This is a genomic window from Acinetobacter sp. AS167 (assembly GCF_037152175.1).
Classification (GTDB): Bacteria; Pseudomonadota; Gammaproteobacteria; order Pseudomonadales; family Moraxellaceae; genus Acinetobacter.
Map to the genome: position 1 here is coordinate 130443 of NZ_JBBCMP010000009.1, position 13667 is coordinate 144109.

14 protein-coding genes and 2 pseudogenes are annotated in these 13667 nt (G+C 38.3%); 11 read left to right on the forward strand and 5 right to left on the reverse strand.

Going from position 1 to position 13667, the window contains the following annotated elements:
- The first annotated feature begins 256 nt into the window (after positions 1-256).
- The 10 genes from WFN33_RS15055 (at position 257) to WFN33_RS15100 (ending at position 10031) form a co-directional block, all read left to right on the forward strand.
- Positions 257-658 carry an RcnB family protein gene (locus WFN33_RS15055; RefSeq protein ID WP_336953834.1) on the forward strand — a complete coding sequence of 134 codons (402 nt, stop codon included), beginning with the start codon at positions 257-259 and terminating at the stop codon, positions 656-658.
- Positions 659-868: 210 nt separating this feature from the next.
- On the forward strand, positions 869-1165 hold the full coding sequence (locus WFN33_RS15060; RefSeq protein WP_336953835.1) for an RcnB family protein: 297 nt from the start codon (positions 869-871) through the stop codon (positions 1163-1165).
- Between the two features lie 192 nt (positions 1166-1357).
- The gene (locus tag WFN33_RS15065) at positions 1358-1720 is read left to right on the forward strand and encodes an RcnB family protein (RefSeq protein ID WP_336953836.1); all 363 of its coding nucleotides are present in this window, start codon (positions 1358-1360) and stop codon (positions 1718-1720) included.
- A 714-nt stretch (positions 1721-2434) separates the two neighbouring features.
- Complete coding sequence (gene argA, locus WFN33_RS15070) at positions 2435-3790, forward strand: amino-acid N-acetyltransferase (protein ID WP_336953837.1); 1356 nt, start codon at positions 2435-2437, stop codon at positions 3788-3790.
- A 335-nt stretch (positions 3791-4125) separates the two neighbouring features.
- On the forward strand, positions 4126-5085 hold the full coding sequence (locus tag WFN33_RS15075) for a sulfonate ABC transporter substrate-binding protein (protein WP_336953838.1): 960 nt from the start codon (positions 4126-4128) through the stop codon (positions 5083-5085).
- Between the two features lie 94 nt (positions 5086-5179).
- Entirely contained in the window at positions 5180-6112 is a 933-nt protein-coding gene (locus WFN33_RS15080; protein ID WP_336953860.1) for a sulfonate ABC transporter substrate-binding protein, read from the forward strand.
- A gap of 22 nt (positions 6113-6134) precedes the next feature.
- Entirely contained in the window at positions 6135-7304 is a 1170-nt protein-coding gene (gene ssuD, locus WFN33_RS15085) for an FMNH2-dependent alkanesulfonate monooxygenase (RefSeq protein WP_336953839.1), read from the forward strand.
- Positions 7301-8122 carry an aliphatic sulfonate ABC transporter permease SsuC gene (gene ssuC / locus WFN33_RS15090; RefSeq protein WP_336953840.1) on the forward strand — a complete coding sequence of 274 codons (822 nt, stop codon included), beginning with the start codon at positions 7301-7303 and terminating at the stop codon, positions 8120-8122. Before ssuD ends, ssuC begins: the two co-directional genes overlap by 4 nt.
- A 9-nt stretch (positions 8123-8131) precedes the next feature.
- Complete coding sequence (locus WFN33_RS15095; RefSeq protein WP_336953841.1) at positions 8132-8929, forward strand: ATP-binding cassette domain-containing protein; 798 nt, start codon at positions 8132-8134, stop codon at positions 8927-8929.
- Positions 8930-9416: 487 nt separating this feature from the next.
- A complete protein-coding gene (locus WFN33_RS15100) occupies positions 9417-10031 on the forward strand; it encodes a TetR/AcrR family transcriptional regulator (RefSeq protein ID WP_016539535.1) in 615 nt (204 codons plus the stop codon).
- 103 nt (positions 10032-10134) lie between these two features.
- Here the strand turns inward: WFN33_RS15100 and WFN33_RS15105 are convergent, their stop codons facing one another.
- A complete protein-coding gene (locus WFN33_RS15105; protein WP_336953842.1) occupies positions 10135-10701 on the reverse strand; it encodes a 5'-methylthioadenosine/S-adenosylhomocysteine nucleosidase family protein in 567 nt (188 codons plus the stop codon).
- Positions 10702-10860: 159 nt separating this feature from the next.
- Between WFN33_RS15105 and WFN33_RS15110 the strand changes: the two genes are divergently transcribed.
- Entirely contained in the window at positions 10861-11403 is a 543-nt protein-coding gene (locus tag WFN33_RS15110) for an NADPH-dependent FMN reductase (RefSeq protein WP_336953843.1), read from the forward strand.
- A gap of 226 nt (positions 11404-11629) precedes the next feature.
- Here WFN33_RS15110 and WFN33_RS15115 read toward each other — a convergent pair whose 3' ends face one another.
- The 4 genes and pseudogenes from WFN33_RS15115 to tagF all read right to left on the reverse strand — a co-directional run.
- A complete protein-coding gene (locus WFN33_RS15115; RefSeq protein ID WP_004723549.1) occupies positions 11630-11896 on the reverse strand; it encodes a PAAR domain-containing protein in 267 nt (88 codons plus the stop codon).
- A gap of 37 nt (positions 11897-11933) precedes the next feature.
- Positions 11934-12698, reverse strand: a complete 765-nt coding sequence (locus tag WFN33_RS15120) for an OmpA family protein (protein WP_419328489.1) — start codon at positions 12696-12698, stop codon at positions 11934-11936.
- 4 nt (positions 12699-12702) lie between these two features.
- A pseudogene (locus WFN33_RS20445) lies at positions 12703-13194 on the reverse strand (type VI secretion system-associated protein TagF); the annotation flags it as partial.
- A 71-nt stretch (positions 13195-13265) separates the two neighbouring features.
- Positions 13266-13662, reverse strand: a pseudogene (gene tagF, locus WFN33_RS20450) (type VI secretion system-associated protein TagF); the annotation flags it as partial.
- Between the last annotated feature and the right edge of the window lie 5 nt (positions 13663-13667).

The following is a 13667-nucleotide window of genomic DNA, read 5'->3' on the forward strand; positions in this document are numbered from 1 at the left end:
ATTTATAGCGGAGTCATCTCTCTAAGTATATTTTCATAAATATTTACATTTTTTAGCTACCTATTCCGCTTAAAAAAATTTGCTGCAATGCATTACAGGCCAAAGCTTTGCAATAATCCTTTTCACTTTTATATAAATATGTTTTTATTATGTCTGTCATTTTAAATGAAAAACTGAACTTTCTTCACAGTTTCTCTGCAATTTAGCAGTACATTAGTGAGGTCAAAATAAACATATTGAATAAGCGAGGACGATTATGAAAAAGATTTTAGCGATCATCGCCATCTCTTTATCAACACTGTTGACGGCTCAGATCAGCAGTGCAGGTCCTCATTTTGACGATGACAATGGTTTTGATCGTGGCAAAAGCGAACGTGGAGATCGTGGACGCAATCATCGTGATCGTGGTAATGATGATGACAACATTCAAGAACAACGTCGTGAACGTGAAGAACGTGGCGTAAAACGTTTGCAACAGCACAAATGGCAAATGGGTTATGTAATGCCACAGCATTATCGTGGTAATAGTTACAAAGTTGATTATAAAGACGAAAACCTTCCAAAGCCTTCGCGTAATCAACAGTGGTATAAGATTAACAATGACTATATCTTGGTCGATTCAGATAATAATAATATTGTGAATATCCGAGGGATGTAGTTTTTTAAATATTTTGCTTTCATAGGCTCAAACACCTTTTTTGTTTGAGCTTTTTTTTTGCCTAAATTTCAGTTTTTACACTCTGTTTTTAAAAAACTCTAGAAACCTCCATAAAATTGACAATCGAATGATATTTCTCCATTTTTTATCTTAACTTAAATTGTAGTTTGAATGATCGGATAAACTATCCGTCTTAAAAGGTCGAATCAAATGAGAAAGGTTATAAGCGCAATCACACTATCACTCAGTGCCTTAGTTACAACTTCGGTAATGGCCAACTGGGATCATGGGCGTGATCATCGTCCTGCTACATCACATGAAAAATTTGAATGGCGAGAGGGTGTAATTTTACCTGATCGTTATCAGGACAATCGATATTACGTGAATGATTATCGGACATACAAAAATCTGCATCAACCTGCTAAATTTGAACGTTGGTATAAAGTAGATGGCCGTTATGTACTGGTCAATGAACGCAACCATCATATTATTCGTGTCATTCGATAATATCTAAACTGCTAGATTTACAGCCCAAATTCATTTTTGGGCTTTTTTAATTGTGAAAAGAAAATGCCAATATGTCTCTTCATCAAGTCTTCATACATTTCACAATTCACCTAAACCATGCTCACTGTTTATCTCAAATGATTGAGTAATTTGATTACATCAAAGGACAAAAGTTCAATTCAGGTGTATCAAATGAAAAATATCTTAACCACACTAGCTTTATCAATGAGTGCTTTTATTGCAACATCGGCGATCGCTGCACCCCATGATTATCATCGAAATGATAACCAGCGCTATCAACAAAACCATTGGGATCATAAATATGACAATCGTTGGAATAAAAACAATCATTATGACAACCGCGTAAATTCGAATCAACGCTGGCGCTCAGGGCAGTACTTCCCGACTCAATTCAATTCTTCGCGCTATCATGTCAATTATAAAAACTACCGCCAGTTACCTAAACCTGGAAGATATCAGCAATGGTACAAAGTGAATGGTGACTATGTGCTCGTAAATGAGCGAAATAATCGTATTATTCGCGTGATTGATTAATGGCTATATTTTAAGTTTCAAACCCAAGTTAGCTTGGGTTTTTTCATATTTTGAGAATCCGCTTAAAACCTAATTGATTCAACAAATAAATAAAACACATACTTTCATTTATATCTCCATAGTTTCTCTATATTTTACGATTAGATTTAATGTGAAGGCATTAATTATTGAGTGAAATAGAAAAGCCAAATATCATCAGTAAATTGTTCAAAATGAAAGATTAGAATGTGTAATTTCGATGAACAGCAATCGTTAAAATATCTGGCTTTTAACTCAATATTCCAAAGTGAATCGTAAAATTAATATACCCTTTCGCACTCGTCCTCCCACGTTCGAGTGCTTTTTTTATTCAATAGCGTCTGTTGACATTTCATAAATGGCTTGTGTAGTCGAATATAATCGAGCATGAGACATAAACGTCATAAAACATGAAACTTGAGATCATTTTAGCTACAACCTGAGCAAGAACAAAGCATTGCTTTGTTTGCAGCGCGCAAGGCACAGCAATGGGGACTAGCGTTTTTTGCCGTGACGACGTTACATTGCGAAAGATGTTTCTCATCATTTAGAATAACTATATTTCGTATTTCGTGCGTTGTTTCACCTAAAAAGTCGCATAGTCGCAAACATAGACGAATTGTTAGCAGACTCTATTATTCTTACGCTATTTTTGTTTAGAATCGCGGTATAGCAATCATCAATACTGAGATAGGCATGCAAACCGACAGTTTAGAAACAATACAAAGCACAACACAAGAATACGTGCATTGGTTTCGTCACTCTGCACCCTATATCAATGCTCATCGTGGTAAAACCTTTGTATTGATGTTTGGTGGTGAAGCTGTTGAACACGAAAATTTTCAGCATATTATTCATGATATTGCCCTGCTCCATTCATTGGGCATACGACTGATTTTGGTCCACGGCGCACGCCCGCAAATTACTGCCAATTTGCTTCACAATAAAATTCAAAGTCCTATTCATATCAATCGTCGTGTTACTACACGTGAATCATTGCCTTGTGTCATGAGCGCTGTGGGTTCTATTCGTCTACAAATCGAAGCACTACTATCTATGGGGCTTGCTAATTCACCCATGTTTGGCGCACGCATTGATGTGGTCTCAGGTAATTTTGTCACAGCAAAGCCATATGGTATTCGTGATGGTGTCGATTTCCAGCTCACTGGCGAAGTACGCACAATTGATACTGAAGCCATTCAACGCCATTTAGGTAATCAAAATATTGTATTACTGGGACCCACAGGATATTCCACTACAGGTGAAGTATTTAACTTGCTTGCAGAAGAGGTGGCGACAAAAACAGCCATTCATATCAAAGCTGATAAATTGATTTTTTTAGGAAATCAACAAGGCTTAATGGATGAGTATGCGCAATTGAAACGTGAAATTACTCCACTTCAACTCGATAAACATATTGAAAAATATCAAGATTCAAATTTTGAAATCGCCTTACATTTGCACAATGCAAAAGAAGCATCGCTAAAAGGTGTAAATCGCGTTCATCTACTTTCCTACAGCGATGATGGTGCCTTGATCAAAGAGCTCTTCACCCGTGATGGGCATGGCACTATGATCACTGATGCACATTATGAAGAAGTTCGTATGGCAAATATTGGTGATGTCGGTGGCTTGATTAATTTATTACGCCCTTTGGAAGATGAAGGAATTTTAGTGTATCGTTCACGCGAACGTTTAGAAAATGAAATCGAGAAATTTGCCGTCATTGAGCGAGATGGAACCATTCTCGCATGTGCTGCACTCTACCCGATTCCTTCAACAGAAAATGAAGTCAAATCAGCTGAAATTGCCTGTGTAGCCGTACATCCAAGCTATCGTAAATCTAATCGTGGTAGCCAAATTCTGCATTTTTTAGAAGAAAATGCACGTCAAATGGGTATTCAGCAACTGTTTGTTTTAACCACGCGAACCGCACACTGGTTCTTAGAGCATGGTTTTGAAATGGCAAATGTTGATGATTTACCTGAGGCTCGCCAAGCGCTATATAACTATCAACGTAATTCGATGGTCTTTAAAAAATCAATTGCTTAAAATTGATCAAAATGATTATTTTAAACAAATTATCACATTTGCTTCTAAGCTTATCTCAATAGATTCCATCCACCAGAGTATTTTCTTATTCTTGAGGATGGAATCTATATATGGCGATTGAATAACACAAATAACATCATAATTTTCAAATTCTTATAATATTATATTTTTATAGAATATCAGCTTTATATTTCTCATTTACAGATAACCTTAGCAATTTATTGTTTATCTATTTTTTTCATTAGTAATCACTAAAAATTTATTTTTTTGAAAATACAAAGCCTTTTAAGCTGATGCTCATGCCTTTTTTAGACTTTATAGGAGCATCGTGACTCATGGCGAGCTTATTTCAACCTTCCTGGAAAAAAATCACCCTTGTTAGTGTTAGCCTTGCCACCATCATGATGCTTAGTGGATGCTCAAAACCACAAGAAACCACAACTTTAAATATCGGTTTCCAAAAATATGGGGTATTGCCCATCATCAAAGCACGTGGTGACTTAGATAAAGCCTTAAAAGAGAAAGGGGTAAACGTTAAATGGGTTGAATTCCCTGCTGGGCCACAACTTCTAGAAGGTTTAAATGTTGGTAGTGTCGCCTTTGGTGAATCTGGGGAAGCACCGCCTATTTTCGCCCAAGCTGCAAACTCAAATCTGGTCTATGTTGCTAATCAACCTGCTGCGCCCTTGGCTGAAGCCTTAATTGTGCCGAAAGATTCAGCCATTCGATCGGTCCAAGATTTAAAAGGTAAGCGTGTAGTTTTGAATAAAGGTTCAAATGTACATTATCTTTTACTCAAAGTTTTGGAAGCAAATCATTTAAAACTTGATGATATTCAAGTGGTCTATCTACCACCAGCTGATGCCCGTGCCGCTTTTGAAAAAGGTGCAGTAGATGCTTGGGTGATTTGGGATCCGTTCTTTGCTGCTGCAGAAAAGCAACTCAATGCAAAAGTCCTTGCGACAGGTCAAAACTTGGTGAATAACCATCAATTCTATTTGGCTGATCGTAAGTTCGCTGAACAACATCCCGATGTTTTAAAAATTGTGGTCAATGAACTGAATACAACAACGCAGTGGGTGTCTCAACATCAAACTGATGCGGCAAAACTCTTAGAAAAACCGACAGGCTTACCGCTTGATATTTTGAATACCTCAATTTCTCGTATGGGTTTTGGTGTCACTCCAATTTCTAACGATGTGGTCAAGAAGCAGCAAGATGTCGCAGATGCTTTTTATCAACAAAAACTTATTCCCAATAAAATCAATATTCAAGCAGCTGTTTTAGCAAACTAATTTCGCCAACAGCTCCGCTAAAGAGGACATCAATATGACCCAGCAAATCGCGCAACAAAACACATCATCATGGTTCAATGCAACGACTCATGCCATGACCACTATGTTGATCTGTAGCGCAATGCTGGGTTCAGCCTCTGTGTGGGCAATCGATCCAACGGTAAAAGAATTACGTATCGGCTTTCAAAAAAGTTCTATTAATTTTGCAATCGCCAAACAACAGAAATTGTATGAGAAAGAATTCCCAAATGCCAAAATCACTTGGAATGAATTCCCTGCAGGTCCTCAAATTTTAGAAGCCCTTGCTGTAGGTTCTCTGGATATTGGTGTCACTGGTGATACCCCACCAGTATATGCCCAAGCCGCGAATAAACCGCTGTACTACATTGCCTATGAAGCAGCCAAGCCATTGGCTTCGGCAATTTTAGTGCCTAAAGATTCAAAAATTACCAAACTCAATGAATTGAAAGGTAAACGCATTGCGTTGCAGAAAGGATCTAGTGCGCATTATTTACTGGTACAAGCTGTACGTAAAGCTGGTTTGCAATGGTCAGACATTCAACCGATTTGGTTAACCCCTGCTGATGCCCGTGCTGCATTTCAAAAAGGTGCTGTCGATGCTTGGGCAATTTGGGATCCATTCTTTGCATCTGCACAAGTAGAAGATCAGGCGCGTATCCTCGCCTCAGGACAGGGTTTAAGTCCGAATTATACCTTCTATTTGGCATCACCAGATTTTATAAAGAAATATCCTCAAGCAGTTAAAGGCATTATCCAGCAAATTAATACTGCTGATAAATGGGTACAAGCCAATCGTGTCGCAACAGCGCAAGCCATCGGACAAAGCACCGGTTTAAAACCAAAAGTTAGTCAAACTTTTATTGAGCGACGCCCAAGACCTTCTGGTGCAGCACCACTTTCAGCAAAAGTAATTGCAGATCAGCAACAGCTGGCCAATCGTTTTAGCGAACTCAAAATTATTCCAAACAGCATAGATATCAAACAAGCGGTTTGGACAGTGAAATAATATTTTTCTAAGGATGAATGAAATGAAAATCTTCTGGTTTATTCCTACTCACGGTGACAGTCGTTATTTAGGTACAAGCAAAGGTGCTCGCCAAGTTGACCATGCTTATATGAAACAAATTGCTGTAGCTGTGGATAATCTGGGCTATGAAGGTGTACTCATTCCCACGGGACGTTCATGTGAAGATCCATGGATTACTGCTGCGAGCTTGATTGATGCGACTAAAAATCTAAAATTCTTGGTTGCGTTACGTCCTGGCGTAACAACACCAGCGCTTGCAGCACGTATGGCTGCAACTTTTGATCGACTATCCAATGGTCGGGTTTTACTCAACCTCGTTACAGGCGGCGATGAGCAAGAATTGAAAGGTGATGGCGTATACGAAGACCATGCTTCACGTTATAAAACAGCAGCTGAATACACCACGATTTGGCGTGAAATTTTAAAACGCTCACATACGGGTGAATCATTTACCTTTCATGGCGAACGTTTAAGTGTAGACGATGCTAAGTTACTTTATCCACCCATTCAAGCGCCTTACCCACCACTTTGGTTTGGTGGATCTTCTGAAGATGCGATTGAATTAGCTGCTGAGCAAGTTGATACCTATTTAACTTGGGGCGAACCACCTGCTGCAGTAAAAGAAAAAATTGCAGTGGTGAAAGCCAAAGCCGAGACTAAAGGTCGTCAACTTAATTATGGTATTCGTTTACATGTCATTGTTCGTGAGACCAATGAGCAAGCATGGCAAGCTGCCAATGAACTAATTCAATATGTAGATGATGCGACGATTGCAGCTGCACAGAAAAAATTTAAACAAATGGATTCTGTCGGGCAACGCCGTATGGCTGAGCTACATAATGGTGATCGTAGTAAGCTTGAAGTATCACCAAATCTTTGGGCAGGGGTCGGACTAGTTCGTGGTGGTGCGGGTACTGCTTTAGTCGGTGATCCTCAGACTATTGCAGATCGCATTCAAGAATATGCCGATTTAGGCATCAATACCTTTATTTTCTCAGGCTACCCACATTTGGAAGAATCCATTCGCTTTGCTGAACTGGTATTCCCATTACTGCCATTGGAAACACGTAAGAAACTCACACAACCTAATTTGACTGGACCATTTGGTGAAATCGTAGCCAACAACTACACACCTGAAGAAAATAAAAAACCGTTACAGGAGCCTGCATGAATGCCATAATTAAAAATGCTGCTCCAACCAAAAGCAACGCAGTTTCACGTGGAACTAAACAAATCGGGCAGCGTTTACTGCCTTGGTTTGTGCCGATTTTACTGATAGTCATATGGCAAATTGCCTCTAAAACGGGGCTACTTGAAAGCCGTGTTTTACCTGCACCGACAGCGGTAGTCTCTGCATTTTGGACACTTTTAGTCAGCGGTGAGCTTTGGCAACATGTCAAAGTTAGTGCTGGTCGTGCGCTACTTGGCCTCTTCGTTGGTGGTGGGCTCGGCTTATTTTTAGGACTACTTAATGGTTCATCAAAAGTGGCATCCAATTTACTGGATACCACCTTGCAAATGATCCGAAATATTCCAGCATTGGCCCTGATTCCATTGGTTATTTTATGGTTTGGAATTGATGAGTCTGCAAAACTATTTTTAGTGGCTGTCGGTGTCTTTTTCCCGATTTATATCAATACCTATCACGGAATTCGCTCAGTTGATCCTCAATTGATTGAAATGGGAAAAAGCTATGGATTAAGCAGATGGCAACTTTATAAAGAAATTATTTTACCGGGCGCAATGCCTTCAATTTTAGTGGGTTTACGCTTTTCACTGGGGTTGGTTTGGGTACTACTGATTGTGGCAGAAACAATTTCCGCACAATCTGGAATTGGTTATATGACCATGAATGCGCGTGAATTTTTACAAACAGATATCGTGCTGGTGGGTATCTTGCTGTATGCCCTTTTAGGCAAACTTGCAGATGTATTTGCACAATTTCTAGAAAAATACCTATTGCGTTGGCACGCAGGTTATCAAAAATAGGAGTCTGATATGACCGATTTAAGCATTAGCCAATATGCCAATGACTTGGTGGCAACAACCGAGATTGTTGAGGAAGAACAAGCAAAAATTGGTGCAGAAATTTCGATAGAACAACTGCATAAATATTATGGTGAAGTTAAAGTTCTTGAGGACTTAGATTTAAACATTGAAGCTGGTGAATTTGTTGCAATTGTGGGACGTAGTGGTTGTGGTAAAAGTACCCTACTGCGTTTAATTGCCGATTTAGAACAACCCAGTTATGGTGAAATCAAATTTAAATCTTTATTAAATTTCCGTGAAGGGATCATTGCAGATGATATTCGGGTGATGTTCCAAGATCCACGCTTATTGCCATGGAAAAGTATTCTAAAAAATGTGCAATTGGGTCTAGCCAAAAACCAATTTTCTAAGGCTGAGCAATTATTAGAAAAGGTGGGATTAAAGGAGAAATCTGGACTTTGGCCATCACAGCTTTCTGGTGGACAACGTCAACGAACGGCGCTTGCTCGTGCTTTGTCACATACACCGCGGGTCTTATTACTGGATGAACCTTTAGGTGCTTTAGATGCATTAACAAGACTAGAGATGCAGAGTTTGATTGAAAAATTATGGTTAGAACAAGGTTTTACCACCATTCTTGTTACTCATGATGTCAGTGAAGCTGTTCAACTCGCAGATCGTATTATTCTTTTGGATAAAGGTCATATTGCCCAACAGTTTCAAGTCGATTTGCCTCGTCCGCGTCAAAAAGGGGTGGCATTTGCAGAACTCGAACAACAAGTTCTCAGCGCTGTGCTTGCAACATGAACAACAACGCAAGGTATTGCATCAAAATATTTTTGCCCTTGCAGATTTACCTTGCGCGACATGTTCCTGATCTTGAATAATTAAATTTTTAGATTGGGATGTTTAGATCGCATAGAAAATGTTCGCTGTCATAAACATGTTAAAGTTTTTAACTGTTTCTATTGATTAAAAATAATTTGAATATTTTAAAGCAAGCGCATTTTCTTAAATGAAAATTAAATAATGCTATTTAAAATTATTTAATTTTTAAATTAACCTTATACTAAAAAATGTCACAAAATTTAAATATTAAGTCATAATTGACATAATTTTAATATAAGATTTGCTCCAGTTTAGTGCAAAATTATATAATAGGGATCTACGATCGACTTAATAATAAAACTTCATCATTATTTATCAGAAATATACCAAAATAATGCTGCTTTCTGTGCACAAATCAAACATTTTACCGTACAATTTAATAATCAGTTTTTCGATTAAAGATGCGATGGAACAAAAAAAGAGTGCTCAAAAACGCCAGCAGCTGCTCAATGCTGCACTTGATGTATTTTCTGTCTATGGTTTCAATGGCGCAAGTCTAGATGAAATCGCTCAGTTAGCAGATATGCATAAATCCAATATTTTCTACTACTATGAAAATAAAGAAGCCTTATATGTTGAAGTGCTAACGACAGTTATGCAGAAATGGTTAGCACCGTTGCAATCGCTTGAGTCAGAATTGGAACCGACAGAAGCATTGTCGCATTACATCATGACCAAAATCGAAATTTCTAGAACTCAGCCAAAAGCTTCAAAGCTTTTCGCGTTAGAAGTGATTCAAGGTGCACCACATATTTTACCGATCCTAAAAGGCCCGCTTAAAAAGCTCTTTAAACGCAAAGCCAAAGTTATTTTAAACTGGCAGGCGCAAGGTAAAATATCAGATCAAATCGATGCTGAATTGTTGATTATTAATATTTGGGCCCTGACCCAAAATTATGCAGACTTTAGCACTCAAATCGAAATGGTTACTGGTAAAACTTTGCGTAATAAAAGTATGTGTCAACGCGCAATTGAACATACCATCCATATGACTTTATATGGTGTGTTACCGCGCAATTAATCATCCAATAGACATATTGGTTATTTTGGCAAACGGCCATAGAGTTCTATGGTCGCCAAGACTCAAATTTAAACTTTTTCTATTATTCACACAAACTAAGTCTTTAATAAATAGACTGATATAGTTTTAACAACTTTTGTGCACCCAATAATAAATTATCTTCCCAATCTAAATGTGCTGTGTCATTTGCACCGTCAGTAATATATTTAATCGAAACCAACCGCACATCTAGTTTTTTACAGACTTTAGCTAATGCGTAGCCTTCCATATCGACTAGATTACAGGTCACTTTGGGTTTTCCTGTTTCAAAACTATCACCTGTACCACAAACACCCTGTGCTAAATGTGGAAAATACGATTCTAAATGAATTTCGCTTGGCAAATACTCATCCATTGGTGTAACCCCCACATCAAAACCGAGTGGAGAAACATCCATATCGCGTTGCACAAAAGTTTTTACTTCAATCAACTCATGAGCATTAAAGAAAGAACTACCGGCACTCCCTAAGTTTAATATGGTTTTACAGCCAGTTTTCTGAATGACATCAAATGCAGTATAGGCCGCGTTGATCTTGCCAATCCCACTATAGTGGACGGTGATACCTGCTTGCTCAAACAACCCTTTAGATTCATTGGGTAAAGCCATAATCAATGCAATATCGTCTTTCATATATATTCAGAATTAAAAATTTTTCTTATTAAAATTGAAATTCAAATCCTGATCAATCTTATTGTTAACTCAAAATTTTAAAATCATATACAAATCACTACTGTACCTATAACTTCGATTGCTCATAATGTTTTAATAGAAAAATAGAGATGAAAATAAATGAATATCCAAATTATCGTGGGCAGTATTCGAGATGGCCGTGTTGCGATCAAAGTCGCAGAATGGTTACTTAAAGAAATCCAAAAACTCGACTTTAGTACCCTCAATGTTGAAATTGTAGATTTAAAAGAATGGGATTTGCCTTTCTTTGCTGGGAAAAACTCACCCGCCTCAGGAATCTATGATCAGCCCAAACAGCAAGAATGGGCAAAAAAAGTTGCTTCTGGCGATGCCTTTATTTTCATTACACCAGAGTACAATCATGGCTATAGTCCTGTACTGAAAAATGCCATCGACTTCGTTTATAAAGAATGGCAGCGCAAACCTTCGGCTTTTGTCAGCTATGGTGGTACCAACGGTTCACGTTCAATTGATCAAATCAAACAAGTCTGCGCTTTTATTGGTATGATTGACTCCAATGCAGTTATTGAACTGCGAGATATTGGGCAACGTGGTAAGAGTGAGACCTTTGAGGGAAATGAGTTTGATAATAAAGCAGTCAAGTCTGTGGTAAACAAACTCATCCAATATGCCAATGTCTAAAATCACATTGTACGCTTTAGCTTACATCACTTGCATGCATTGACGGCTAGGTAAGTTTAAGCAAATACCCTATTCTACTGACATAGGGAACAGGAAGTTTCCCAGACGTAAAACAATAATAATCGGTCTGTACATCAGGAAGTGAGGTAGAACAGGAGTTTACCTAGCGAACCAATATGAAAAAGCCCCGTCAGGATGATGGGGCTTTTTTTATACTTTAAACAATTTAATTTTGCCCAACTGTTAATGACTGATCACCAATACATTTACATCCGCAAGATAAAGGTGAATTATGCTGCGCAGCGGGCTTTCCCATCACCAACATATGATTATCACCTGCAACAATGCTGGCGACACACTTATGTTTGGGACAAGTCGCCTTATCGCCTACACATGCAATCGCTTTACCATCAATCAGAAAAGAAGACTGAGCAGAAATAATTTTTCCCCCACCTGTCGTGGGTGATCCTAACGTGATATATGGAAGTGCCATAGTGCCTACCTTTTATTGTTTTGTTATTGAATAAAACTTATAAAACATCGAACTCAATACGGCGGTTCTTTCTACGACCCTCATCCGTTGCATTATCAGCAACAGGTTTGGTTGAACCCAGACCAGCTGTGCTTAAACGAGTCGGTGCAATGCCTTTCGTAGTTAAATACTGCTTCACCGCTTCAGCACGTTGCAAACTCAAATCCTGATTCTTCTGTGGATTACCTTGGCTGTCAGTATGACCCACAATTTTAACATTTTTACCTTGCACTTTATTTAATGCAACCACCATCTCGTCTAAGATTTGTGTACCTGTTGGGGTAAGTACGGCTTTGCCAGATTCAAACTCAATAATTCGATTTTTTAGTGCATTATCAATCACAGATTGCTCAGCAGCATTCACTGAAATTTGAGAATTAAAGCGATAAGGTGGCTGAACTAAGGATTGGAATAAACTGGTGGTTGGCTGAATATCAGTTTGTACACCCATTTTTCCAACCAATTCAACTTGAGTACCTCGTACAGAGAGCTTACCTTGGCTAATCTTCTTTAGATCTGGGGTAATCACACGTGTAACCGAATCACTCCAGCCATTTGGTGCGGATACGGCTCGAATTTGGATTTTATCTACAACCTGATCATCACCATAAACCGCTTTTAATTTCGCCAAGATTGCTTGTTTGGTCATGTCATTCGGCACAGCACCTTCCACCACAATCGGTGCAGCAAACACATTGAATGAACAAAATAAGCTAGAAATAAGCGCAAATTTTTTCAATATTTTGACTTGTTTATTTTTCATATCATTATTCATCTATAAATGTTTGTCTAAAAAGTTTCATGCCTTGAACCAGACTCAATTGACGTTCGCATAAAGACTGTTCAAGCGCTGCTAGACCTGCATTCTGTTCCAAATAGGCATCAATCCATAGTGGTTTGACCAAAGATACCCAATGATCATTTTGCATATTTTGAGTGAAAATATTACTTAAAGCCGTGATATCTGCCCCTTGGAATCCAAATAATAAAATTGGAGACTCTTGGTGAAGAATACCAATCAAGATCTCTGTATTACTTTTTTCTAAAAAGCGTCCGATTAAGTTGACCCAAAACGCGGCAATTTCATAGCAATAATTATGATTATTAATTGGTAAAATAAGTACCTTAGATAACTTACTGGTACCGTGTTTAAGCACAGGCTGAAGTAACAAGCCCAAGCCCAGCATACTTTGCGCCAACTCATAAGGCGTGATCTTCATCATTTGTGCAAATGAATGCATGGTATGATTTTCAAAAAAGTCCTGCGTTTTTAATTCAGGCAAGACCTGTATTTCATGATCAATTTCACCCAGCTTATTGATCAATACTTCAGGATCACGAATGGTTCGGATGCTTCGATTTTTTTGAAATAAATCAATCAATACCGGTTTATATTTAAACGGCGCATAGAGTAAGTTTTGAAAAGGATGATCAACTTCTAATAACTGACTTAAGACCATTGGAAATTGACGACCAGAACTGTCTTCACTGGTCACCATATTTGCCGCAAGAAACATTCTTTCCTTAGGGTTTGCGATAAAGAAGTCTAAAGGCGCTAATGATTCATAAGCTTGATTAAAATTTTCTTCTCGCATTGCAAGCTCTAAAGCTTCCGTAATCCATTGATCAATCACTTGAATCAATGAATATTGCCCTTTTGTTTTCAGAAAATCACCACGTGCGGGACATTTTCCATAATACAACGGTGTAGACTTTATCGTTTGCATACTTT

Excerpts from the sequence above, each read along its gene's own strand:
- WFN33_RS15110 (WP_336953843.1), top strand. The coding sequence starts at position 10,861 with ATGAATATCCAAATTATCGTGGGCAGTATTCGAGATGGCCGTGTTGCG.
- ssuC (WP_336953840.1), top strand. The coding sequence starts at position 7,301 with ATGAATGCCATAATTAAAAATGCTGCTCCAACCAAAAGCAACGCAGTT.
- argA (WP_336953837.1), top strand. The coding sequence starts at position 2,435 with ATGCAAACCGACAGTTTAGAAACAATACAAAGCACAACACAAGAATAC.
- WFN33_RS15055 (WP_336953834.1), top strand. The coding sequence starts at position 257 with ATGAAAAAGATTTTAGCGATCATCGCCATCTCTTTATCAACACTGTTG.
- WFN33_RS15060 (WP_336953835.1), top strand. The coding sequence starts at position 869 with ATGAGAAAGGTTATAAGCGCAATCACACTATCACTCAGTGCCTTAGTT.
- ssuD (WP_336953839.1), top strand. The coding sequence starts at position 6,135 with ATGAAAATCTTCTGGTTTATTCCTACTCACGGTGACAGTCGTTATTTA.
- WFN33_RS15115 (WP_004723549.1), bottom strand. The coding sequence starts at position 11,896 with ATGGCACTTCCATATATCACGTTAGGATCACCCACGACAGGTGGGGGA.
- WFN33_RS15105 (WP_336953842.1), bottom strand. The coding sequence starts at position 10,701 with ATGAAAGACGATATTGCATTGATTATGGCTTTACCCAATGAATCTAAA.
- WFN33_RS15100 (WP_016539535.1), top strand. The coding sequence starts at position 9,417 with ATGGAACAAAAAAAGAGTGCTCAAAAACGCCAGCAGCTGCTCAATGCT.
- WFN33_RS15080 (WP_336953860.1), top strand. The coding sequence starts at position 5,180 with ATGACCACTATGTTGATCTGTAGCGCAATGCTGGGTTCAGCCTCTGTG.
- WFN33_RS15095 (WP_336953841.1), top strand. The coding sequence starts at position 8,132 with ATGACCGATTTAAGCATTAGCCAATATGCCAATGACTTGGTGGCAACA.
- WFN33_RS15075 (WP_336953838.1), top strand. The coding sequence starts at position 4,126 with ATGGCGAGCTTATTTCAACCTTCCTGGAAAAAAATCACCCTTGTTAGT.
- WFN33_RS15065 (WP_336953836.1), top strand. The coding sequence starts at position 1,358 with ATGAAAAATATCTTAACCACACTAGCTTTATCAATGAGTGCTTTTATT.
- WFN33_RS15120 (WP_419328489.1), bottom strand. The coding sequence starts at position 12,698 with ATGAAAAATAAACAAGTCAAAATATTGAAAAAATTTGCGCTTATTTCT.